Annotated in this window: 15 protein-coding genes and 1 pseudogene; 7 read left to right on the plus strand and 9 right to left on the minus strand. The window is 64.1% G+C overall.

Translation table 11 applies throughout. From position 1 onward, the window contains the following. Positions 1 to 93: 93 nt before the first annotated feature. Complete coding sequence (locus AC1DSD_RS20590) at positions 94 to 843, minus strand: SDR family NAD(P)-dependent oxidoreductase (protein WP_478032697.1); 750 nt, start codon at positions 841 to 843, stop codon at positions 94 to 96. Between the two features lie 312 nt (positions 844 to 1155). Between AC1DSD_RS20590 and AC1DSD_RS20595 the strand changes: the two genes are divergently transcribed. From AC1DSD_RS20595 to AC1DSD_RS20605, 3 genes are all read left to right on the plus strand, one after another. Further along, complete coding sequence (locus tag AC1DSD_RS20595; protein ID WP_478032699.1) at positions 1156 to 2121, plus strand: hypothetical protein; 966 nt, start codon at positions 1156 to 1158, stop codon at positions 2119 to 2121. 11 nt (positions 2122 to 2132) lie between these two features. Then, on the plus strand, positions 2133 to 2516 hold the full coding sequence (locus AC1DSD_RS20600; protein ID WP_478032701.1) for a VOC family protein: 384 nt from the start codon (positions 2133 to 2135) through the stop codon (positions 2514 to 2516). Positions 2517 to 2693: 177 nt separating this feature from the next. Continuing rightward, positions 2694 to 3239: a hypothetical protein gene (locus tag AC1DSD_RS20605; protein WP_478032702.1), complete on the plus strand. Its 546-nt coding sequence runs from the start codon at positions 2694 to 2696 to the stop codon at positions 3237 to 3239. Here the strand turns inward: AC1DSD_RS20605 and AC1DSD_RS20610 are convergent. The 4 genes from AC1DSD_RS20610 to AC1DSD_RS20625 form a co-directional block, all read right to left on the minus strand. Further along, positions 3138 to 4082 carry an aldo/keto reductase gene (locus AC1DSD_RS20610; RefSeq protein WP_478032704.1) on the minus strand — a complete coding sequence of 315 codons (945 nt, stop codon included), beginning with the start codon at positions 4080 to 4082 and terminating at the stop codon, positions 3138 to 3140. The two genes, AC1DSD_RS20605 and AC1DSD_RS20610, sit on opposite strands and share 102 nt — an antisense overlap. 89 nt (positions 4083 to 4171) lie before the next feature. After that, on the minus strand, positions 4172 to 5323 hold the full coding sequence (locus AC1DSD_RS20615) for a glycoside hydrolase family 88 protein (RefSeq protein ID WP_478032706.1): 1152 nt from the start codon (positions 5321 to 5323) through the stop codon (positions 4172 to 4174). A gap of 11 nt (positions 5324 to 5334) precedes the next feature. Next, the gene (locus tag AC1DSD_RS20620; RefSeq protein WP_478032707.1) at positions 5335 to 6597 is read right to left on the minus strand and encodes an oligosaccharide MFS transporter; all 1263 of its coding nucleotides are present in this window, start codon (positions 6595 to 6597) and stop codon (positions 5335 to 5337) included. 115 nt (positions 6598 to 6712) lie between these two features. Next, a complete protein-coding gene (locus AC1DSD_RS20625; RefSeq protein WP_478032709.1) occupies positions 6713 to 7798 on the minus strand; it encodes a LacI family DNA-binding transcriptional regulator in 1086 nt (361 codons plus the stop codon). 211 nt (positions 7799 to 8009) lie between these two features. Between AC1DSD_RS20625 and AC1DSD_RS20630 the strand changes: the two genes are divergently transcribed. Then, positions 8010 to 8174, plus strand: a complete 165-nt coding sequence (locus tag AC1DSD_RS20630) for a hypothetical protein (protein WP_478032711.1) — start codon at positions 8010 to 8012, stop codon at positions 8172 to 8174. A gap of 141 nt (positions 8175 to 8315) precedes the next feature. On the opposite strand, the gene AC1DSD_RS20635 is transcribed toward AC1DSD_RS20630, so the two are convergent. Next, the gene (locus tag AC1DSD_RS20635) at positions 8316 to 11231 is read right to left on the minus strand and encodes a TonB-dependent receptor (RefSeq protein ID WP_478032712.1); all 2916 of its coding nucleotides are present in this window, start codon (positions 11229 to 11231) and stop codon (positions 8316 to 8318) included. A gap of 534 nt (positions 11232 to 11765) precedes the next feature. Between AC1DSD_RS20635 and AC1DSD_RS20640 the strand changes: the two genes are divergently transcribed. Next, a complete protein-coding gene (locus tag AC1DSD_RS20640) occupies positions 11766 to 12851 on the plus strand; it encodes a LacI family DNA-binding transcriptional regulator (RefSeq protein WP_478032714.1) in 1086 nt (361 codons plus the stop codon). Positions 12852 to 12854: 3 nt separating this feature from the next. Here AC1DSD_RS20640 and AC1DSD_RS20645 read toward each other — a convergent pair whose 3' ends face one another. Beyond that, complete coding sequence (locus tag AC1DSD_RS20645; protein ID WP_478032715.1) at positions 12855 to 14822, minus strand: glycoside hydrolase family 97 protein; 1968 nt, start codon at positions 14820 to 14822, stop codon at positions 12855 to 12857. Positions 14823 to 15098: 276 nt separating this feature from the next. Between AC1DSD_RS20645 and AC1DSD_RS20650 the strand changes: the two genes are divergently transcribed. Beyond that, positions 15099 to 15242 (plus strand): hypothetical protein, encoded by a 144-nt coding sequence (locus AC1DSD_RS20650; protein ID WP_478032717.1) that lies wholly within the window; start codon positions 15099 to 15101, stop codon positions 15240 to 15242. 55 nt (positions 15243 to 15297) lie between these two features. Here AC1DSD_RS20650 and AC1DSD_RS20655 read toward each other — a convergent pair whose 3' ends face one another. Both AC1DSD_RS20655 and AC1DSD_RS20660 read right to left on the minus strand, forming a co-directional pair. Further along, positions 15298 to 16977 carry a glycoside hydrolase family 43 protein gene (locus tag AC1DSD_RS20655; protein WP_478032719.1) on the minus strand — a complete coding sequence of 560 codons (1680 nt, stop codon included), beginning with the start codon at positions 16975 to 16977 and terminating at the stop codon, positions 15298 to 15300. Then, complete coding sequence (locus AC1DSD_RS20660; protein ID WP_478032720.1) at positions 16974 to 18377, minus strand: glycosyl hydrolase family 28 protein; 1404 nt, start codon at positions 18375 to 18377, stop codon at positions 16974 to 16976. Before AC1DSD_RS20660 ends, AC1DSD_RS20655 begins: the two co-directional genes overlap by 4 nt. A gap of 118 nt (positions 18378 to 18495) precedes the next feature. On the opposite strand from AC1DSD_RS20660, the pseudogene AC1DSD_RS20665 reads away from it, so the two are divergent. Continuing rightward, positions 18496 to 18738: pseudogene (locus tag AC1DSD_RS20665) on the plus strand (DDE-type integrase/transposase/recombinase); the annotation flags it as partial. Positions 18739 to 18768 lie beyond the last annotated feature (30 nt).

Genomic DNA, 18768 nt, shown 5'->3' on the forward strand with positions numbered 1-18768 from the left:
CCGCGCCCCCACCCGACCTCCCATAGAATATCCTGATTGGGAGGTCGGGTGGGGGCGCGGGCCGGCACCGAATCAGCGAAGCTGAAAACGAGTCTAGAGAAGCGCCATCCCGCCATCGACGCGCAGGTTCACGCCGGTGATGAAGCTGCTCATGTCGGACGCCAGGAACAGCGCCGCACTGGCCAGTTCCTCCGGGCGCCCAAGCCGCCCGAGCGGGATTGCTGCCGCCATCTGCGCCTCGAAGGCCGGACGCTGCTCAGGCGTGACGCCGAGCTTACCCAGGATCTCGGTGTCGGTCGGTCCCGGGCTCAGCACATTGACGCGGATGCCGCGGTCCCTGAGCTCGAGCGCCCAGCTGCGCGCGAAGGCACCGATCGCCGCCTTGGAACCCGCATAGACGGCATGGCCGTCCAACACTTTCTCGCTGGCCAGCGAGCCGGTGATCACGATCGCGCCCTGATCGCGCAGGATCGGCGCGATCGTCTGCACGCCGATGAACACGCCGCGCGCATTGGTCGCGAACTGTGCATCATACTCCGCCTCGGGCACCTGGCCGGAATGACGGATCGTGTTGATGCCGGCATTGGCGACATAGATATCGAGCCCGCCGAACCGCTCGGCGATCTCGTCCGCCGCCCGGACGTGGAACGCCGGGTCGGCGACATCGCCCAGGATGTGTGCAGCCCCGGCCCCGATCTGCCGTACCGCTTCCCTCGCCGCGTCTTCGCGGCGCCCGGAGACGATCACTTGGGCACCCTCCGAGGCGAATAACCTGGCGATCGCGAAGCCGATGCCGCTGGTACCGCCCGTGATCATCGCCGTCTTGCCCGTGAGCAACGCCATATCTTCCTCCTGAACTGGGTTCATCCGGAGATGGGCGCGAGGGCCCTTGCGCGTCACCTGTCCCTTGGTTCAGCCCCCTACCCCCCAAAGTCTTGGCCGCGCCCCTCCCCTGGCCAGATGCGGCCGCCACGCAAACGCGCGACAAAGCGAGCCGAGGCTCCGGTCGAACCATTGGAGCAGCTTGGAGAGCCGTGTTAATCGGACGTGACAGGGATGATGAACGCAGGGGTTTTTCCGATTTCACCCTGCGGCCAACGAAATGGCAGTCGAGCGTCCTACCTGTCCGGCTCCTTCAATGCTCAGGAGGAATGAATGTCGTCGCCGATCCGTATCCTGCTCCAGACGACGATCCCGGGAACCGCGGACGACTGGAATATCGGCCGCTTCTCGATGCTGCGCGACTATCTCGCCGGGTTGACCGATGAGGACGAGGCGCCGTTGTGTGACGTGACGGCCCGGGATCGTATCGCGACGGGCAGCCCCGATCCGATACTCTCGACAATCGACCGCTCGGATTTCGACGAGCTCTGGCTGTTCGCGGTCGACACCGGTGATGGCCTCGATCCGGAAGATTGCGCAGCGATCGGGCGTTTTCGCGAGGATGGGCGCGGCCTGCTGGTGACGCGCGACCATATGGACCTGGGCAGTTCGGTCTGCACGCTGGGCGGCGTCGGTGCCGCGCATTTCTTCCATAGCACCCATCTCGATCCCGATCCCACCCGACGCGTGATCGATGATCGTGAGACCGGCTACATTCTCTGGCCTAATTACCATTCCGGCGCGAATGGCGACTTCCAGCAGATCAGCGTGCTCGATCCGCCCCACCCAGTGCTGCGGGACCCGGGGGCCCCGAACGGGCTGATCCGCTATTTCCCCTCACATCCCCACGAAGGAGCGGTCGACGCGCCCGCCGAAGATCCTACCGCGCGCGTGATCGCTACGGGCGTGAGCAAGGTGAGCGGCAGACCGTTCAACCTTGTGGTGGCCTTCGAGCCGACGCCGAACGGTGGGCCTGCGATTGCCCAGTCCACTTTCCACCATTTCGCCGATTACAATTGGGACCCGAATAAGGGTTGCCCGAGCTTTGTCAGCGAGCTGCCGGGCGACGGGCTCACCCACTCGCCGGAAGCGCAGGCTTCGATCCGAACCTATGTGCGCAACCTGGCGCTATGGTTGGCCGGGCGGCCGACCGACGACCGGCAAATGCGCCTCGAGCATGAGCTCGATGAAGCGCTCGAGGAAAGCTTTCCGGCCAGTGATCCACCCGCGATCGGCTAACAGGATACGACATGCTCAAAAACTACGCTTCGTCGGCGATCGTGCCGTGTACCGATCTCGCTCGGGCCAAGGCCTTCTACGGCGAGATACTCGGCCTGCCGCTGATCGCCGATCACGGCAACGGCTTCGTTTTCGCGACCGGTGAGACCAAGCTCAATATCTATCGCAGCGATTTTGCCGGGACCAACCGGGCAGATGCCGTGATCTGGGCGGTCGGCGACGAAATCGAATTAGTCGCCGCCGCCTTGCACGCTAAGGGGGTGACGCTCGACGAATATCCCGAGGGTTTCGACAAGGTGGTCGAGGGAGTCCATGTCAGGGGGGCGCTAAGCGTGATCTGGTTCAGGGATCCGGACGGCAACATTCTGCACATCACCAGCGGCCACGCGAATTAGTGTCGCCGGAGCCGGTAACGGCGGCTCGATGGCTAAAACCCGGGCGGCAGCCGTACGTTACGAGCGCCAAGGCGATGGCCGAAACATGCCGATGCTCGCGAATGGCCGCTTTTTGAGCCTTCGGTCGAAGCCAACTTCCAGAGACGAGTTCGCTTTGGACCGACGGCTCCTCTCTCGGTGCCCTTGGACAACGGCAAAATCTACGCGGTCTGGGGATATCGCAACCTGAAGCTGGCCGAGTTGAAACCGGACCTGAGCGGAATCGTGCCGGGCAATGAGCGTGAGCTCTTTCCGAAGGACTCGCAGATGGGCGAGGGATCGCACCGCTATAAAATCGGCGACCAATATTTCATCCTGAGCGCCTGGTCGGACGGGCGAATGCGGATGCCCGCGGCGCGGGCGAAGAACATTCTCGGGCCGTGGGAGGTGAACCCCGCGATCAGCGCCGACGAGGACTTCGGCCTGGCGCCCGGAAACCGGCTGGTGAACGATCGGTCCAAGACGGACTTCACGCTCAAGCCGCACGATCCGGCACAGATTGGACGGATGTCGATGCATCAGCCGCCGGGGGCCCGGACAACATCCACACGCCGGGACAATGAAATATGCCCGCCCGGCGCGTCAGACGGCGCCATCCGCCGATGGCACGGGAGCCGCGACCGACAGCAGGCCTGCGGCGCGGAGGTCTTCCCAGAATTCAGGCGGTATCGGCCTGCGCAATAGCGCGATCGTCTCGGCACAGCGCGCCGCACTGCCGATGCCCGGAAGGACCGAGGCGACAGCGGGGTGACCCAGGGGAAACTGCAGCGCTGCGGCCGCGATCAGCACACCGTGACGGTCGCAGACCTCTTCGATCCGCGTCACCCGATCGATGATATGCGTGGGCGCTGCGCCGTAATCGTAACGCAGAGCGCCTGCCCGGCGGGTGCCGCTGGCGAGAAGGCCCGTGTTGTAAGGCCCGCCCGCGATGATCGAGGTGCTCGCTTCCCAGCACCGGTCAAGCAAGTCGAGACTGTCCTGTTCCAGCAGCGTGTAGCGGCTCGCGAGGAGGATGCTGTCTAGCTCGGTTTCGTCCAACACTTGATGGCAGATCGCGGTCTCGTTCACGCCAAGACCAAATGCGTCGATACGGCCCGCGGCCTTGAGTTCGCGAAGCGCAATCAGGCCGCCGTCCAGGAATTCCGCCAACCTTCGTCCGTGATCGGAACCATGTGCGAATTCGCCGATGTCGTGGACCAGAAGGATGTCGATACGCGCCAGACCGAGCCGCTGGAGGCTTGCGTCGTGCGAACGCATCACACCATCGTAGCTGTAGTCGAATTCGGGTCGGAAGGGCATGGCGCTGTGAAAGCCGCTGCGCGGCCGGGATGTGTCGAGGTCCGCATCGGGCACCAGCAGGCGGCCCACCTTCGTCGAAAGGAGGGCCCGGGAGCGGTCGGCCCGCCTCAGCGTATCGCCGAGGCGGCGTTCGGCCTGACCGAAACCGTAATAGGGGGCGACGTCGAAATACGTCGCGCCCTCGTCCAATGCCACGCCCACCAATGCGTCGGCATCCCACTGCGTCATTCTTTGGCCTCGGTCGCCGAGACTGCTGCAGCCCACGCCTAGGAGCGGCAGCTCGATACCCGTTCGGCCGAGTTGACGGGATTCGATCCTCATGCCCAGTAGGGCCGCCAAGGGTCGCGCAGCCGCATGAGCGCCTCGAGGTAGAAATAGTCGCCCCAGATGCAGCATTCGTCCACGCCGACGCCGTTCGGCCAGTGATACACCCCATGGGCGAGAATTCCGTTCGAGCCCTCAAGCGGCGCGAGGTATCCGCGGTCGAGTTCCGCCACCATGCGAACTGCGGCATCGGCGTATCGCCCACGTGCCGCATCAGAGACCGGAAGCGAGCCGGCAATCTCGAGGAGACCGCACGCGGCGATCGCCGCAGCGGAGCTGTCGCGCATGTCCTCATCGGCGGTGAAGACCAGATCCCAGCAGCAGATGCCGTCGCTCGGCATCCGTTCGAGCAAGTAGTCCGCGAGGCGGCAGGCGAGGTCGAGATAGGCCGGGTCGCCGGTGTGGCGGAAGGCGAGCGCGAATCCGTAGATGCCCCAGGCCTGTCCGCGCGCCCAGCAGCTGTCGTCGGAGAAGCCCTGGTGGGTAGACCCGAAGCGCGGCTTCCCCGTCTGGGTGTCCATATAGAACGTGTGATAGGTCGAGTGATCCGGGCGCACGAGATAGCGGGCTGCCTGGGCGACGTGAGCGTCCGCCGCCCGTCGATACCGATCGTCACCCGTCTCGGCCGCCGCCCACCAGAGCAGCGGCAGGTTGAGGTTGCAGTCGATGATCATGCGCCCGCGCTGATCGGGATCCGCCATGTCTCCCCACGCCTGGATGACCCGCGCCACCGGATCGTATCGCGCGAGCAGGAGGGCAGCCGCGTCCAGCGCCGCCCGCCGCGCGGTCTCATCGCCGGACAGGCGCCAGCCCGCCGTGCACGACAGCGTGTAGAGGAAGCCAAGATCGTGGTGGTCGACCGCCGTGCGAGTGTCGACCCGGCGCGCGAAGCTCGCGATCTGGTCCGTCGCCGCGTCCAGGTGGAGAGCCTGGCCCCGCAGCTGCCACGCGAGCCACAGCATGCCCGTCCAGAATCCGTTGGTCCACTCGACGTTGGCGATCGGCGGATAGAGGCCGCCGACGCTTGAGGGAGCGGGCCATGCGGTGCGGAAGTCGGGCATAGCCCGGTCGAGCCGGGCGAGGGCGCGGTCGATGATGGCGTCGACGTGCGACGGGTTGGAAAGGAAATCAGGCAAGGTGGACATCTGGGCTCCGGTCAGATCGTTTCCGTGCCACCAGCGGTCTGGGGCAGCGGCTCGCGTCCTGCGTGGCGCGCTTTCGCCGTCTCGGGCGGCGTGGGCGACAGCGTGAGGAATGAAAGCAGCCAGAACACCAGGGCGAACGCGGCGATAGCGAAGTAGGTTGGTTGGAAGCCGATATGGTCGTAGAGCACCCCGGCGACCGGCGAGAGGACAGCAAGTCCGAGCGAGTGCCCAAAGCTAAATCCCACGAGATACACGGTCGACGCCACCCGCGCCTCGAAATGGTGCGCGATGTAGCGGAACACCGAGACGAGCAGGATAGGCAGCTCGATCGAGTGCAGCATCTTGCACATCGAGATGGTGACGGGGCCGACGGCCAGCCCCGACGCCGCGATACGGAGGATCATGATGCCGCTCGCGATCAGCAGGCCGCGCGTGGCGCCCGTCCGCCGCACGATGATCGGAGCCACGAACATCATCCCCGCCTCGACGAAGATCTGCGCGGAGTTGAGGTAGCCGAACATGGCGTTGCCCATCAGCCGGGTCGGGAACAGCGACGAGAAGTAGAAAGGGAACTGCTGGTCGTAGACCAGGTAAAGGTCGGTGACGCCCAGGATGAGCACCATGAACCCCCAGAACCGGGGCATACGGAGCACGGCAAGCGAATCACCCAGACGCAGAGAGGCACGAGGCGCATCGGACGAGACGCCATCCTGCGTTCTCGCGGCGAAAATGAGCGGAAGGAGCAGCAGTCCGGCGGCGGACGCCATGAAGAAGTTGATTCGCGGATCGAGGTTGTACAGGCGACCCGAGAACAGGGCGGCCGAGGCGAAGCCGAGCGACCCCCAGAGGCGCGCCCGGCTGTATTCGAAGCCGTCCCTGCGGCTGACCCGATCCACGTAGGATTCGACCGCGTAGCTGCCGGCAACGAAGGTGACGCCGATATAGGCACCGCCGACGACGGCGCCCGCCAGGACGTCGGTCCTGAGGAGCGGGCCGTAGACGAAGGTGAAGAAGACGCCAGCAAACACGACGAGGATCGCGATCGCGGCCGGCACGATGCGTCGGAATCCCATACGGTCCGAGATGTAGCCGTAAACGGGCTGACTGATCATTGCCGCGACGAAGTTCGCCGAGAACACGGTGCCCACCTGGACGCCGCTCAGGTGCAGTGTCTGCGTCAGCCAGATCGAAAGCAGCGAAATCGACGCCGCCTGCGCAAAGAAGAAGCAGAAAACGAACGCGCTTAGCAGAATGTAATTGCGGCGGCCCGCCAAGCTTCCCATCCGTCCCCTCGCGCCGCCCGCTGGCGGCTTTTTTGTGATCGATACCAGATCATGCGCCAGGCGGGCGGGCGACGCAAGGGAAGCCTGTCTTCAGAAAGCGTCGTTGCTACGAGCGCTTGGCCTTCACCTTGGGCGCGACACCGATCGATGCTCGCTCGACCAGTTCCAGGTCCGCGTGACGATGCATGATCGAGGCCGCCTCGCCCTCGCGACGTCGGCGGAGGCCTTCCAATGCGAGCAGGATTGCCTGCGCCGCCATGTCCGCGATCGGCTGGTGGATGGTGGCGAGTTCGGGCCAGACTGCAGTGGCGACCGGGGTGTCGTCGAAGCCGGCCACGCTCACGTCGCCCGGGATGGCGAGCCCCAGCCCGTGCGCGACCGCGAGTATGGCGGTCGCCATGTCGTCGTTGCTCGCGAACACCGCGCTCGGCCGCACCTTCGCGTCGAGCAGCCTGCGGCCGGCTTCGAGCCCGCCGCGATAGGTGAAGTCGCCGTCGACGATCCACTCGGGCCGTACCTCGATCTCGGCGTCGGCCATGGCCGCACGGAAGCCTTCCTCTCGCCGCACAGCGGTTGAATGCTTCATGTCGCCCCTAACGAAGGCGATATCGCGGTGGCCGAGGGCGATGAGCCGCTCGGTCATCATCGCAGCACCCTTGTAGTCGTCGATCAGTACCGCCGACGTGTCGGATCGCGGCTTGGCAGTCGTGAAAGCGACCGCCGTGACGCCGCGCTTGCGCAGCATCCTAAGTATCTCCTCGTCGTCGCACAGCGGCGGGGGCAGTATGAGGGCCTCCACCCTGTGCTCGACGAGCTTGCGGACGGCTGCGATATGGGTCGGATGCGTCGCCGTCGGCTCGACGAGAAGCTGGTAGCCAAGCTTTCCAGCCTGCAGGAACGCCCCCATCAGGAAGGCGCTTAGGTTGGACGAGTTCGGGTTCGAATATAGAAGACCGATCTGCAGGTTTCCGCTTCGTGCGGCCCTGGCGGCGAGATTGGGCTTGTAGCCGAGCGCGCGCACCGATGCCATTACGCGCTCGCGCATCTCTCCGCTCACGTGATGACGCTGGTTCACGACCCGCGAGGCGGTCATCGAAGAGACGCCCGCGTGTTTCGCCACGTCATGGATCGTGACCGCCTGGTTCCGGCCGGTTCCCGGCTCGTTGGTCCGCTTCTTCTTGTCGCCCTTCATCGCACCCCCGGTCCTTGTGGCCTGACGTTAGCCGACCTCGGTGCCTAGGACGAGTCGTCGTGGATACCAAAGGATCTTGGCCATCCGCGCGTTGCATAGATCGCCGGACATGCTGCTTCCAGGTATCGATACCAGCGCGCGCGTTTCTATCTGGCGTCCTGCCCAGCGCACAAAGGCTTCAAGACGCGCAGGCTGTCGATCGCGGACGCCAATGCGCTCCGACGCGGCAGCCTCGAGGAAAAAGAACGCGGCGCTGAAGCAGAACGAGCTGCTGCAGGTCAGCCCGCCCAATATCTACTCCGGCGCGCCACACGGCATGCACACCATGCATGCCGACGAGCTCAACGCAGACGTCCTCGCATTCATCCGGAGTTAGCCGGAACTTCGAAGTTCGGGCGGCGTCACGATGGTCTCAACGCCCGGGGTGGCCAGCGGATGTCTGAGTTTGCGACCTCAACATCCCGGCCAAAAAATAGGGGCGCCCGAAGGCGCCCCATCGGAAAGAGACCTGTCGGCGTCAGCCGCCAAAGGTATAGCGCAGCGTGGCGCCAAAGTTGCGTCCGTTCACAAAATGCTGGCGCAGGATGCGCGTCGCCAGGGCCGGCTCGCCGACATAGCGGTCGGCCGCATTGTTCGTGATGTTCGCCACGCTGAGCGCCAGCGACAGCCCCACCGGGAGCTTCACCGTCACCGATGCGTCCAGAAGGCCATACGCCTTGATATAGCGACCATCGATCGGGTTGGCCGAGATGCCGAACAGCACCGAAGGCGAGCGCCAGGTGTAGACGACACGCGCCGAGATGGTGCCGTTGTCGAAGAAACCCTGAAGAGAGTAATTGTACTTCGAGGTCAGCGGCTGCGGCGTGATCGTGCGGATGCCGTTCAGGACCAGCGGATTCTTGGTATCCGCATAGGTGAACGTCCCGCTGGCGCCGAACTGGTGCAGGAAGTCCGGCACGAAGGGATAGTCGAAGAAGGTCTGAACCGTCGCCTCCACACCCTTGGCCGAGCCCCGCTGCGCATTGATCGTCTGGGTCACGAAATACTGCCCACCGGTGCAGCTATTCGGCACGATCTGCGTATAGGCGGGTGCCGTTGGCACCGTCTGACACGTCGAGATGCCACTGAAGAAGCCATCGATCCGTTTGTAGAAGAAGTCGACCGCCGCATAGTTCACCGGCGACTGATAGTATTCGAACGAGACGTCGTAGCTGTCGGCACGCTGGGGCTTCAGGTTGGGATTGCCGACGCTGCCCGTGCCGTTCGTCGGGTTGACGATGATTGTCGGGTTTAGCGAACTGAGGTCAGGGCGCGTGAGACCCTTGCCGTAGCCCAAGCGGATGATCGCCCGATCCGTGATCTGCGCCTTGAGGTTCACCGTCGGAAGCACGTCCGTATAGGACGAGTTCGTCGAGTTCGGACGGATCACCGGGGTCGGCCCTGTGAGGTCGGTGACCTCGGCCCGGACGAAAGTATCGGTCTTGACGACGCGCACGCCGGCATTGCCCGTGATGAAGTCGTCAAAAAAGCCGAAGTCGGCGACCGCATAGCCGGCATAGGTCTTCTCGCTGAAATAGCGGCGGTTTAACAGATTTTCCGGGATGGCGTCATTTGCCGGAATGCCCGCCGCCGTAAAGCGGTCGCGAACCTGATTTCCGGTAAGACCGTCCGGGCTGTAAACGAGGTAGCCCCCCGAATAGCCGGCCTGGCCGTTCTGGAAATTGTCAGGCGAGAATTCGACGACATCCGGCGCGCTGGTGACCGGAATCGCGTTCGACTGGTTGGCGGTCAGCGCAAGGCCGTTGGTGGTCAGGTATTTTCCACCGTAGGAATAGTTCTTGTAGTGATCGCGCTGCGTGGCGAAACGTCCGCCGAACTTGATGTCCTTCAAGAAACTGTCATCGAAGCGATACTTGAGGTCAAGAGCAACGGAAACGCCGTTATCATTGAAGACCTGATTGGTGCTGTTGGAATACTGCCCATAAACCCACGTCGCGGGACTGGTAAGGTCCGGACCCGCGATAGACAGCTGAGGCACCTTGGTCGTGAGGTCGCGGGTGATGCTCCACGTCTCGCCGGCCTTCGGGAGAAGTGTGACCGACCGGTTGTCCTGGATCTGCCGCGCTTTGATGTAGGAGAAGTCGAAGTTCGCATCGAGATGATCGGTCGGCTTCCATTTGAACCCCGTCGCAACGATGCCGGTTTGGTAGCGATGGTGTTCCTCGCCACCCGTGGTGGATAGGCCCGAATTGAGGAACGTGCCGCCCCCCAGTCGCGCGTTGGCCAGCACGTCGTTGCTGCCGCCGTTCGAGTTCCGGTTCGCCAAGGCTTCGTCGATCGTGAACGGAATGGTCACGAGGTTCTGCACGTAGGCGCTGTCGGCCGTGTTCAGGAAGCGGTAGCGCTGGTGGTACAGGTAATCGTTGTAGGTCCCGTTGACGTAGAATTCGAGTTGCGGACTTGGCTTCCATTGAAAGGCGGCGCTGACACCCATGCGGGTGCGCATATAGTCTTCCTCGTTGTTGTTGTTCGTCTCTGCGACCGCCGAAATGACGTTTGCCCGCTGTGCTGCGGTGAGTGTGCTCGGATCGGCGACGGGAACCAGGACCGACACATCCGACCGTCCGGCATAGGCTTGGTTGTAGGCGGCATTGCCGACATATTCAGCGCTGTTCGCTGCGATCGCGCGCCGCAAGTTCAGGCCGCCGTTGGCAGGATCGTTGTCACCGCGGTTGAACGATTTCGAATAGTTGCCGGAGATCAGGAAACCCATCTCGCCATCGCCCGCCTTCCAGCGCGACGAGCCCAGAAGGAACACGTCGGGCGTGAGCTTCTTGCCAAGATCGTTGTAGTGGCCGCCGAGCGCGACCGTCACGGTCGTGCCCTTGAAGTCCAGTGGCTGGCGGGTGCGGATGTCGACGAGACCGCCGATCGCGCCCTCGATATGGTCGGCCGTCGGGTTCTTGTAGACGTCGATGCCAGCAACGGTGCCGGGCGAGGCGCCCTCGACGTTGAACTCGCGCTGGCCAGCGGTGAAGTAGGCGCGACCGTCGACGCGTGACGCCGTCTGCCCGGTGAGGCCGCGGATGGTGAGGCCACTGCCCTGACCGACGGGCGATGCCGCCTCGCCACCGAAGCGGTAGGCCTGGACACCCGGAACGCGGGTCAGCGTCTCGGCGACGTTGAGATCGGGCAGCTTGCCGATGTCGTCGGACGAGATGGAGTCGACCACCTCGGGCGCGTTGCGCTTGACGGCGGTGGAAGTCTTAAGGCTCTGGCGGACGCCAGTCACCACGATCTCGGCGGCCTGGTCCGCGGTGGGTTGGCTCTGGCTCGCCGCGGCGGCTACGGGCGCATCAGCCTTCTGAGCGAATGCGGGCGTAACGGCGGTCGTGCACAGCAGCACCGCGATCGTCGAAATCTTCGTATTCATCCTATCCCCTCCTCTGTTCTGGTCTTTTGCCAGTGCGGCGAAGCCGAAGCCAACCGAGGAGACGTGGGGCAGCCGCAATCAGCGACGCCCGGTTTCAACACCCTCTCGGCGGTTTCCGCTCTTCCACCGACCTAGATCGGTATTCGAATCTGGTAACGATAACTGACAATCCATGCAATAGGAAATTGTCTGACTTAATTTGAGGTCAATTGCGATGATCGCGTCGAGGCCGCTGAAAAGTCGCCCACCTTGGCGTTTGCAGAAGGTTCTCTGGGGAAAAAGCTGCTCTGACGAGCTTCTACTAGCCGCCAGCGTGACAGATTTGCCATGATCGCGTGCATACGTAAGTCCGCTTGCCATATGCGAAACGGTTGGTATCGTTATCTGATAATTGATATCGACGACGCGCGACGACATGTCGCGCGACCGCGAGAGGAAGCTAATAAGGCGGAAGCGGCGTGCGCCGACCTGCCTCGACTGTAGAACGCCATCCGCACCCGCGGACTGGCGCCGATGGGGAGCGGCAGTGGACTGATGGCGCGCAAGCAGGACGAAGCGACGACGGCCGGAGGCGAGGGGTCTGATGTGACCCGTCGGCACGGGGCGACCGTGCACGACGTCGCCCGGCACGCAGGCGTCTCCTCCATGACGGTCTCGCGCGTCGTCAACGGCGCCAAGGGTGTCCGCGCCAACCTGCGCGAGAGGGTGGAGGCCGCGATTCGCGACTTGAGCTACGTGCCCAACTTGGCCGCCCGCGCCGCGCGGTCGGGCACGGTCAAGCTCGGCGTGCTCTTCAGCAATCCTCGGTCCTCCAACCTCGGCGAATTCCTGATGGGCGCCTTCACCGAGAGCGCTCGTCTCGGCTGCCAGTTGGTCATCGAACCGACGGCCGGTCATCCGCGAGGCGTCGATGCGGTCCGCAAGATCGTCGAACTCGGCGTGGACGGTCTGGTCCTGCCTCCACCGCTCTGCGACGACATGGAGGCGATGGAGGTCCTGTGGAACGCGCAAATCCCCGCCCTCAGCTTCGCATCGGCCGACCCGCGCTCGTATTCCTCCTCGGTGTCGATCGACGACTTCGAGGGGGCACGGAGCTTGGCTCGCCATCTGCTCACGCTTGGCCATCGCGAGATCGCCTTCGTGCGCGGCGACCCGCTGCACTCCACGGCCAGGGCGCGAGAGGAGGGATTCCGCGCCGCGATGGCGGAGGCGGGGGTTCCGCCGAAGGACGACTTCATGGCCAACGGCGACTTCACCTACCGGTCGGGCCTCTCCGTCGGACGCGAGCTGCTCGAGCGCAAGGCGCGAGCCCGCCCTACGGCCGTGTTCGCAAGCAACGACGACATGGCGGCAGCCATCCTGGCGGTCGCGCACGGTCTCGGCATCCGGGTGCCGGGGGAGCTCAGCGTGGCCGGCTTCGACGACACGCCAATAGCCTCCACCGTGTGGCCGCAGCTCACCACCATCCATCAGCCGCTGGCCCAGATGGCATCGGCGGCTGTCGAGATCCTATTCGAGATGGCGCGTCAGCGCCGAACCGGCGAGCGGGTCGAGACGCATCACCGACGTTGCGACTTCACCCTTCAAGTCCGCGGATCGACCGCCAGACTGGACGCATAGGCCTCAGGCGGGCGTCAGGATTATTGCGGCGCCTCCGGAAGCGGCGAGCGTCAGCTCGAGCACATCGTTCGAATCGACCCGGCGTTCCGAGATCATGACCGGCGTTCTCCACGGCTGTTCCGCGGGTTCGCCATCAGAGAATATTCTTGCCGTCCAATGGCCGGCCTTCACGAAAGCGAGCGGGAGACGAAGTTTTCGCCCATCCTCGTTCGTCATGGCTCCGACGAACCAGCGGCTTCCGCTGCGGCGCGCGATCGCGACGTGCTCGCCGATAGCTCCGGACAGCGCGCGGGTTTCGTCCCACGTAGTCGGGCACGCGTCGAACCACTCGAGCGCGTCCCAATTGCCGGTCGCGAACTTGTCGGGTTCGTCATACCAATAGAGCAGCGTAAGCGGACTGTAATAGACCACCGCGGCCGCGAGTTGGTGCGCGTTTGTGGTTTGGTTTCGGTCGAGAGCGTAGCAAATCGTGTAGTCTATCGGGCCCGCGATGCAGCGGGTGAACGGGAGCGTCACGTTGTGACGCGCGGTTGGGAAGTGCTCGTTCCCTCTGACGCCTTCCAACGACAGGTAGTTTGGCCAGGTACGTTCGAGGCCTGCTGGGCGCAAATCGTCATGAAGGCTGACGACGAAGCCAGCGCGACCACACTTCTCCACGAGGCGGTCGACGAACCGCACGTCGCTCTGACGGCCTTCCCACATGAAGCCGAACTTCATGCCGGCAGCGCCCCATCGGCGGTAGGTCGACAGAAGCTGCGGCAACTGGCGCATCGCGGGGACGCGGTCAACGTAGAGCAGGGTTCCGACACCGGCTGCCCTTGCCTCGCGGATCACCCTTTCGATGTCGAGACCTACAACCGGGACGGACGCATCGCTGGGATCGGTGCCGTCACCATACCAGTGCGCGTCGAAGAGGACGTAGGAGAGCTTGCGACGTCTGGCGAATTCGACGCACGCGAGCGCCCGGGCAGTCGTATAGGGTACGCGCACTCGGACCGCCTTGCCGGGCCGGATCCAATCAGTGTTCCCGAGGCGGTTCGGCGCAGCGAACAATGCCGGCAGACCGGCCCTATCGATGAGTTCGACCTGACTGCGCGCAACGGCCACGACCCGCCATGGAGTCGAGAAGGGCACAGCGACATCGAACGACATCTCCGGCGGTGTGTCGCCAGGGCCCGACCAGCCCGTCGCACGACCGGGAAAACGCATCAGATGGGACAGGATGCAGTCTGCCGCCGGACCAGGACGAAACGCAAGGCGGGGATAGTCAAACCGGTCCGCCTCTGCGAGCGAAAGCGCGAGCCCATCGGGCGTCAGGACCGTCAGCGGAAGGTCCGCCATAGGGCCGGCGTCGGAACTGCGTGTGAGCGGGGGATCCGGGACCGGGTCCATGCGCAGCGCCGAGGACTTCAGATACTCCCCCTCGTCTCTGCTGCTCCATACCTTCGATCCCTGCGGCAATGCGAACTCGGTCTCTTCCGCGGATAGGCGGATCACCGCCTTTGCAGCCGTTTCGATCCTGTACCGGAGCGCGAAACCATGATCGTGCACCCGGATGATCACAGCAAAGCTGACCTGACGACGCGCGTCCCGAAAGAGCGCGGTCAACTCCTCGTAGCTTTCGTCGTATCTCGCGGCCGTTCCATAGGGTGGGGTCCAGACGCCACGGTGGCTTGCCCGCGACTGTCCGGTCAGGCTTGCATTCGGGCCCAGCAGCGAGCCGTCCTGAAGACGCAACGCCAAGCTTCCTTCGCGAAGCACCGAGCGCCCTTCGAAGGAAGCACTCCAGCGCGGCGGCAATTCCGGACGGGCCAGGTGCAGTTCGAGACGAATGCGTCCGTCTGGGGACCGGACCACCAAGCCGTGGGACACTTTCCCTTGGGCTGGGATCGCCAAAGCCGATCCGATCGCGGCCGTACCCAGACCGGCAAGAATGTCGCGCCGTCCGACTACCAGGTTCGTGTCGCCCATCTTTAGCCCTCCTCACCGGTCGATATGTCCGCCTGGCTTCCTTCGATCGTGCTGATATCGATATCCGTCAGGATCGCAACCGACCGCGCCTGTCGAACGGAAGGACGTGGCCCATGTGGCGCACCCCTCTCTCCGTCGGCGACGTTCTGGCGGATGACAATCCGAAGATCCATTGATATCGATAACTTATACCTGCACGATCTGCAGGGTTGGACGATGCGGCGAGTCCCGACGGTCGGCGCAACCCAACGATGAGAGAATGGAGAGGGGCACGTCTTGGCCGGCAGCATCGACCGCTCGTCCAACCCGTCGGGTTCCAACGTCATCATGTTCGTGCGCATCGCGGGGACCCGCTTGACCGGGCCTTCTCCCGACCTGCTCGCCATCGGACCGAACGTCTCGGGGATTTCCTATCGATGAGCGACAACGCCGGCCACCCTAGCGTCCGTGACAGGAGATGCCGGTCGGTCCCACCTCAGTTACCGATCCTGAACCAGTCGAAATCGGCATGGCCGGCCTTCGTCGCGACCGCTGCTGGCGTTCCATAGGGCGCCGTTGCGAAAAGCCCGATCTGCGCGCCGACCCACTTGCCCGCGGTCCCGATGAACGCACCGCCCAGATCGATGAAATGCTCTCCATCGAGACTATAGCTGAACCGCACCTTCGGCTCGACCGCCCGACGCATCGCCGGCTGATCGAATTCCGGATCCTTTGGCGGCTCCAACGCCTCCTCGACGGGCTCGACCCGCATCTTCAGCCATACCTGGCCGGTCGGCACCAAGGGTCCCCAAGCCTTCGTTTCCCCAGCCGCGCCCGACGAGGCCTCGACGACGCGGGTTCCGTCGGCGGTTCTTTCAAGACCTATGAAGGCATAGGTCTGGCCTGCGAGAGCAAGTCCGGTGCGCTCACCGACATGCTCAGCCGAGAAGACGACCTTCGCAGTCGCGGAAAACCGGACAGCGGGCAGCTTCTGCGACAGCAGGTTCCCGGCTTCATAGAGATCGGCCGGCGCCGTGACCGACTTGAGACGCAACGATCCATCGGCAATCGTCCACCAGTCGCTGGCGGGATTGCTGTTCCACTGCCATCCAAGGTGCGGCCTCGCCTCAAACTCATCGCTCGCTTGCGGCGTGCGGATCGGCTGAAGTGGGACGCGCGGCTTTGCGTGCGTCGTCACGGGTTCGCCCCGACCGTCGCCATCGGGATCGGCTCCGATCACCGGCCAGCCGTCGCGCCACGCCATTGGCTCCAGGTGGACCACCCGCCCATAGCCGTCGCGATCCTGGAAATGGATGAACCAGTCCTCGCCCTGTGACGTAGTCACCCATGCGCCCTGGTGAGGACCGTTAACGTCGGTCGTTCCCTGATCCATGACGTTGCGCGCTTCGTAGGGACCCTCGATGTTCCTGGATCGGAAGACTCCCTGCCACCCCTGCTTCACCCCGCCGGCAGGCGCGAAAACGTAGAACCACCCACCGCGCGCGTAGAGCTTGGGGCCCTCGATCACGCTCCAACGGCGAGCGCCATCACGGGTCTCGACGGGAGCGAGGTCCTTGCCATCGATGATGACTCGCCCCTCCCCGACCACATGGCTGCCGTCGGCACTTAGCCGGTTGAGCGTGATGACGTTGTTGAAACCCGCGCGGCTTCCGGCCCACGCGTTCACCAGCCAGCCGCGTCCCCGATCGTCCCAGAACGGTGCGGGATCGATCGCCCCCTTGGCATCCCACACCAGCGTTGGTGAAGACCAGGGCCCGCGCGGATCCTTGGCCGTGACGCGGAAGATGCCGTGATCGGGATCAGGATAGTAGATCACGAACAGGCCGTCGCGATGGCGGATCGTGGGGGCCCAGACGCCACCGCCCCTGCGCGGCGTCGAGAATTGGGCGGCCGGTTCGAGATTGTCGAGGGCGTGGCCAACGATCGTCCAGTTTACGAGATCGCGCGAATGCAGAATGGGCAGCCCGGGAACGTTCGTGAACGAGGACGAGACCAGGTAGAAGTCCTGTCCCACCCGCACGACGTCGGGATCCGAATAGTCGCCGGCGAGGATCGGGTTACGATAGGTGCCGTCACCGAGGTCCGGCTGCCACGGCGCCGCGCCGGCCGGCGCGGATACAGCGAGCACCGCTGCCAGGGCGCGCGCGAGCGTCACCGCGACCGCACGTTCGTCGCGAATGGCCCGACCTTCACGGCCTCGGGATCCCGTAGATCTATCCGGCGGCCCGCGATCGTTACGTTGTCGAGCAGCACATCGTCGACGCCGCGCTTGGCATCGTAGCCGCCGATCACCGATGCACTCGGCATGCCGATGCCGGAGTAGGAGACGTTGCGCAGGACGACGTGCTGTATGCCGCGGCCCGGGCTGGTGTTGTACTTGCCGTTGAAGCCGACGCGGAAGTTGAAGAGCTTGCCTTCCTCGATCCGGTCGACCCGGATGTTGCTGAACGTCACGTCGCGGACCAGGTTGGCGTCGCCGGCTAGGATCGCCATCACGCCTTCGAACTCGGGATCGTCCTCGTCGAGGTCGACCACGTCGATGTTGTCGAATGTCACCCGTTCGATCGTCTCGGGATCGATCGAGTTGCCATGAATGCCGATGAACATGGCGTGCGCGATGTCGGCCCAGAGCGTCGAGTTGGTGACGCGGATGTCACGCGAGTCGCCGTAGATTTCTCCACGATGCGCATAAACCGTCACGCAGTCGTCGGACGTGCGCAGAAACAGGCGGTCGAGCGTGACCCGCTCCGAACTGTAGATGTTGATGCCGTCGGTCCACTGGCCACCGGCGATGCCCTTCACGTCGGCGATGCGGACGTCCTTCGACATGACCGACCGACCGACCCCAGCGTCGGCCTGAGTCACGATCGGCCCTTCGACGGTCACGTTCTGCGACTTCTCGATCAGGAACTGTGCACCCTTGCCGCCGGTCGGCGGAAGGATAAGGCCATGCCCGAGGATCTTCACGTCGTGCGCGTCGCCCACGTGGAAGGTGCCGAGCATGACCGCACCACCGTCCATGTACACCGTCTCGCCGGAACGCACCTCGAACGTCCCGCCGCCGCCTTCGGGAACATGGAGGCCGGGGCCGAAGCGCCTGACCGAGGGCCCTTCTGGCACCGGCACGGGAGCGCCGGCGAAGACGTGGAGGTTGTGCAGGTGGTCGTCATCGAAGAAGACGGCGAAATTCTGGGGATGGTCCAGCGTAAGGTAGACCTTGCCATCACGGACGACCGGCTTCGGGGCGCCTGCACGCGGGCCGATCGCCACCTTCGAGAACGTCCCGTTGTTCTTCTGTATGCGCACCTCCACCGCTCCGGTGAAGTCGAAGTAGACCATCGAAGCGTCCTGACGCTGATCGAGATCGACCATGACCTTCCATTCGTAGAGGTCCTTCCACTCGCCGCCGGGCGTGCGGGCCTGTACCGTGAAGTCGTCGTTGTGGTCCGCGTATAGAAGGGCTGGTGGGACCTGATAGGTGAAGAGGTCGCCCGCGGACGCAGCCGTGGCATGTCCGAGTACGAGCATCGCCAATCCAAGAAAGCTGTGCCGCATTTGGCCTCCCCGTTTATCTTTTGAATCCCGCTCTGATATCGATACCTGAGCAGAATCACAAGGCGATTGGATTGCAAAAGACTACCAGCGGGCGCCCGTGATGCCGGCGAAGTGAGCCCGAGACAACGAGGCGGCGCTGCGCGTCATGAAGAAGGGGCTGAAGCGCCATGGCTCTCCGGATGCTATCACCCCCGACGGTCTACGATCCTACCGGGCCGCACTGAACGAGCTCGGGAACACCGAGAAGCAAGAGGTCGGATGTTGGACCAACAACAGGGTGGAAAACTGCCACCTCTGGTTCCAACGGCGCGAACGAGCGATGCTCAGATTTCAACGGATGAAGTCGCTGCAGAAGTTCGCCCTTGAGCAGATCATCATCCCGCTCCGGCAG

This window comes from Sphingomonas sp. P4_D12, assembly GCF_056401895.1.